The sequence below is a fragment of the Fibrobacter sp. UWB1 genome (genome assembly GCF_002210325.1).
Classification (GTDB): domain Bacteria; phylum Fibrobacterota; class Fibrobacteria; order Fibrobacterales; family Fibrobacteraceae; genus Fibrobacter.
Map to the genome: position 1 here is coordinate 1 of NZ_MWQL01000038.1, position 5,149 is coordinate 5,149.

Below are 5,149 nucleotides of genomic sequence, written 5' to 3' on the forward strand. Positions count from 1 at the left end.
CGACCTACTCTCCCGGGCCCGTGGGCCAGGTACCATCGGCGATGAGGGGCTTGACTTCCGTGTTCGGAAAGGGAACGGGTATGACCCCCTCTCGGTAACCGCTGAAACAAATTCCAGGCGACAATTTCGAAAAAGTGGTTTGCACAGCCTTGAAGCTGGCGGGTCCGGGCTGCCCACGCGGCAGATGGAACCAAATCGTTGAAAGAAAGGAAAAGCTCTACCGGGCTATTAGTACCGCTCGGCTCAACGTGTCGCCACGCTCACACCTGCGGCCTATCGACGTCGTAGTCTACGACGGCCCTACATGGGGTTGCCCCCGCGAGACCTGATCTTGGGAACGGCTTCACGCTTAGATGCCTTCAGCGTTTCTCCGATCCGTACACGGCTACCCGGCAATGCCGCTGGCGCGACAGCCGGTACACCGGAGGTACGTCCGTCCCGGTCCTCTCGTACTAAGGACAGCTTCCCTCAAGTCTCGAACGCCCACACCGGATAGGGACCGAACTGTCTCACGACGTTCTGAACCCAGCTCGCGTGCCGCTTTAATTGGCGAACAGCCAAACCCTTGGGACCTTCTCCAGCCCCAGGATGCGACGAGCCGACATCGAGGTGCCAAACCTCCCCGTCGCTATGAACGCTTGGGGGAGATCAGCCTGTTATCCCCAGAGTACCTTTTATCCATTGAGCAACGGCCTTTCCACGCTGTACCGCGGGATCACTAAGCCCTACTTTCGTACCTGCCCGGCGTGTCCGCCTCGCAGTCAAGCTCCCTTATGCCTTTATGCTCTGCGCGCGATTGCCGACCGCGCTGAGGGAACCGTTGGATGCCTCCGTTACCTTTTAGGAGGCGACCGCCCCAGTCAAACTGACCATCAGACACGGTCCCTGTCCCGGATGACGGGACGAGGTTAGATCTCAAAGCGCGCAAGGGTGGTATTTCAAGGGCGGCTCCGCGACGACTGGCGTCGCCGTTTCAAAGCCTCCCACCTATCCTACACATGCGGGCCCTAAAACCAATGTCAAAATACAGTGAAGGTTCATGGGGTCTTTCCGTCCAGGTGCGGGTTGCCGGCATCTTCACCGGCACTGCAATTTCGCCGAGTCCCGGGAGGAGACAGTGCAGAAGTCGTTACACGATTCGTGCAGGTCGGAACTTACCCGACAAGGAATTTCGCTACCTTAGGACCGTTATAGTTACGGCCGCCGTTTACCGGGGCTTCGATTCAGGGCTTCGCTTGCGCTGACCCCTCCTGTTAACCTTCCGGCACCGGGCACGTGTCAGACCATATACGTCCACTTGCGTGTTAGCATGGCCCTGTGTTTTTGGTAAACAGTCGCTTCTGCCGTTTCCCTGCGACCTCCAAAGGCTCCGTACTGTTCATACTCACCGTCGGAGGCTCCCCTTATCCCGAAGTTACGGGGTTGATTTGCCGAGTTCCTTCTCCCGAGTTGTCTCGAGCACCTTAGGCTATTCGCCTCGTCCACCTGTGTCGGTTTACGGTACGGGCCCACATTCGCTCCCTTAGGGGTTTTTCCTGGCACGGGCCCACGCGACTCCCGTTCCGGCCGAAGCCTTCGCGAGGTCCGGAGCCTGGGGCGTGTACCGGGGGGATTTGCCTCCCCGGAGCCTTGCACTCCATCCGCGGCATCCGTCAGCCGCTACGCGCTGTCCCATGCGTCGCCCCGTCGGTAGTGACGCTTACTGTGGGGTTCCGGAATGTTGACCGGATTGTCATCGGCTACGCCTCTCGGCCTCGCCTTAGATCCCGACTGACCCCGGGAGGATTATCCTTGCCCGGGAACCCTTGGACTTACGGTGTGCGGGTTTTTCACCCGCATTTTCGCATACTCATGCCAGCATTCTCGTTTCCGGTACCTCCAGCGGGCATCGCCACCCGCCTTCCCAGGCCTGCGGAACGCTCTCCTACCACTCCCTTGCGGGAGTCCACGACTTCGGTGACGTGCTTAGTCCCGATCATTTTCGGCGCGGGGTCGCTTGACCAGTGAGCTATTACGCTTTCTTTAAAGGGTAGCTGCTTCTAAGCTAACCTCCTGGCTGTCTGTGCAACCCCACATCCTTTTCCACTCGGCACGTACTTGGGGACGCTTAGTCGATGGTCCGGGTTGTTTCCCTTTCGTCCGCTGATCTTATCACCCGCGGGCTGTCTGCCATGCACCACGTTCACGGTATTCGGAGTTTGATAGGGTTTGGTAAGCGGGTGTGCCCCCTAGTCCTTCCAGTGCTCTACCCCCGTGAAGCTGTTCATGACGCCATACCTAAATATGTTTCGGAGAGAACAAGCTATCGCCCAGTTTGATTGGTCTTTCGCTCCTACCCACAGCTCATCCGGACACGTTTCAATGTATATCGGTTGGGCCCTCCACGGAATGTTACTTCCGCTTCAGCCGGGCCATGGGTAGATCACTAAGGCTTCGTGTCTGCCGCGTACGACTGGTCGCCCAGTTGAGACTCGCTTTCGCTTCGGCTCCGCGCCTGAGGCGCTTAACCTCGCCGTACGCGAGCAACTCGCTGGCTCATTAAACAAAAGGCACGCCGTCAGGAGGATGAATCCCCCCTCCGACAGAATGTATGCACGCGGTTTCAGGCGCTCTTTCACTCCCCTCTCGGGGTGCTTTTCACCTTTCCCTCACGGTACTGTGCACTATCGGTCATCAGCTCGTATTTAGCCTTGGAGGGTGGTCCCCCCGTCTTCAGGCAGGATTTCACGTGTCCCGCCCTACTCTCCGACGGCCGGACATTTCCTTCGACCTACAGGGCTGTCACCTGCTGTGGCGGGGCTTTCCATCCCGCTTCGGTCGATCTCCATGCCACGGAACCCGTCTGGGCTCCTCCCCTTTCGCTCACCACTACTCAGGGAATCTCGGTTGATTTCTTTTCCTCCGGGTACTTAGATGTTTCAGTTCCCCGGGTTTGCCTCCGCAGGCCTATGTATTCGGCCTGAGGATACGCGTATGCGTGGGTTTCCCCATTCGGAATCGCCATGGTCAAAGACCCTTTGCGTCTCGCATGGCACTTTCGGGGCTTGGCCCGTCCTTCGTCGCCGGCTGATGCCAAGGCATCCCCCGCGTGCATTCCTTCGCTTAAATCCTGTTTTCCAGCGATTCAGCTCGATCTATTGCTGCATGAGCAGCTCGAATCCACCATTCTTGATTAGGTGCTTCAAGTCACTCTGTGCTTGTTGCTTTTTCGTATGTTGTCGCCAATGTTTTCAATATGCTCGCCATCGCTCGGATGGTGCTTCCTGCGCCCGGGGGCGCTTGAACTGGAGCTAAGGAGACTCGAACTCCTAACATCCAGCTTGCAAAGCTGGCGCTCTACCAGTTGAGCTATAACCCCGAAAGGTATGGGCCTGAATGGACTTGAACCATTGACCCCCGCCTTATCAGAGCGGTGCTCTAACCAGCTGAGCTACAGACCCGGGCCCTAAAGGAACCGGAGATGCGCTTCGGTGACGGTATCGTCTCGAACATGAGTAACAGGCGGTAGGACAGATCGTCCTATGTTTACTCCTTAAAGGAGGTAATCCAGCCGCACCTTCCGGTACGGCTACCTTGTTACGACTTAGCCCCAGTCAGAGGTCTCGCTTTAGGCGCTGGCCCCCCTTGCGGGTCGGCATCGCGACTTTGAGCGCTCCCTCCTTCCATGGCTTGACGGGCGGTGTGTACAAGGCCCGGGAACGTATTCACCGTGGTGTGCTGACCCACGATTACTAGCGATTCCAGCTTCACGGAGTCGAGTTGCAGACTCCGATCCGAACTGAGGACGGCTTTCAGGATTGGCTCCGCCTCGCGGCGTTGCGACCCATTGTACCGACCATTGTAGCACGTGTGTAGCCCAGGATGTAAGGGCCATGAGGACTTGACGTCATCCACACCTTCCTCCGGGTTGTCCCCGGCAGTCTCTCCAGAGGGCCCCCTCGCGGGTGGCAACTGGAAACGTGGGTTGCGCTCGTTGCGGGACTTAACCCAACATCTCACGACACGAGCTGACGACAGCCATGCAGCACCTGTGCGGAACGTGTATTGCTACAAACGGCGATCTCTCGCCGCGGCGTTCCCATGTCAAACCCTGGTAAGGTTCTGCGCGTTGCTTCGAATTAAACCACATGCTCCACCGCTTGTGCGGGCCCCCGTCAATTCCTTTGAGTTTCATACTTGCGTACGTACTCCCCAGGCGGCATACTTAACGCGTTGGCTACGGTACCCGCGGCGAACCGCGGACACCCAGTATGCATCGTTTACGGTGCGGACTACCAGGGTATCTAATCCTGTTTGCTACCCGCACTTTCGAGCATGAGCGTCGATTAGTCCCCAGCAAGCTGCCTTCGCCATCGGTGTTCTTCCTGATCTCTACGCATTCCACCGCTACACCAGGAATTCCGCTTGCCCCTGAACTATCCAAGAAACCCAGTTCGGACTGCAGGTCCGGGGTTGGGCCCCGGTATTGTACAATCCGCTTGAGCTTCCGCCTGCGCTCCCTTTACGCCCAGTGATTCCGAACAACGCTTGCACCCCTCGTATTACCGCGGCTGCTGGCACGAAGTTTGCCGGTGCTTCCTCTCGAGGTACATTCAACTACTCCGAAAAATAGCCTTATTCCCTCACGACAGTGGTTTACACACCGAAATGCTTCTTCCCACACGTGGCGTTGCTGCATCAGGGTTTCCCCCATTGTGCAATATTCCCTACTGCTGCCTCCCGTAGGAGTCTGGGCCGTATCTCAGTCCCAATGTGGCCGATCACCCTCTCAGGCCGGCTACCGATCGTCGCCTTGGTGGGCCGTTGCCCCGCCAACTAGCTAATCGGACGCAAGCTCATCCCATGCCGATAAATCTTTCGTCAACTCCCTATGCAGGGAGCCACTATATCCGGTATTACCCGCGCGTTGGCACGGCTATTCCCGGGCATGGGGCAGATTGCTTACGCGTTACTCACCCGTTCGCCGCTATGCATTGCTGCACCGCTCGACTTGCATGTATAAGACACGCCACCAGCGTTCGTTCTGAGCCAGGATCAAACTCTTCATTAATTTTTTAAAGTCTTGGTCCCGTTAATCACGTTCGTATCTTGACTATTCCAAGAAATCTCTTGGACCCGTCACTAAGCACATCTCCGATTCCTTCAATCT

The 5,149-nt window shown here is 57.4% G+C and carries 2 tRNA genes and 3 rRNA genes; all 5 read right to left on the reverse strand.

The features are described from left to right. Positions 1-106 (reverse strand): 5S ribosomal RNA (gene rrf / locus B7988_RS14655); the annotation flags it as partial. 100 nt (positions 107-206) lie between these two features. Beyond that, positions 207-3,110, reverse strand: a 23S ribosomal RNA gene (locus B7988_RS14660). Between the two features lie 175 nt (positions 3,111-3,285). Continuing rightward, positions 3,286-3,358, reverse strand: a tRNA-Ala gene (locus B7988_RS14665). Between the two features lie 8 nt (positions 3,359-3,366). After that, positions 3,367-3,440, reverse strand: a tRNA-Ile gene (locus B7988_RS14670). 94 nt (positions 3,441-3,534) lie between these two features. Next, a 16S ribosomal RNA gene (locus tag B7988_RS14675) occupies positions 3,535-5,050 on the reverse strand. Positions 5,051-5,149 lie beyond the last annotated feature (99 nt).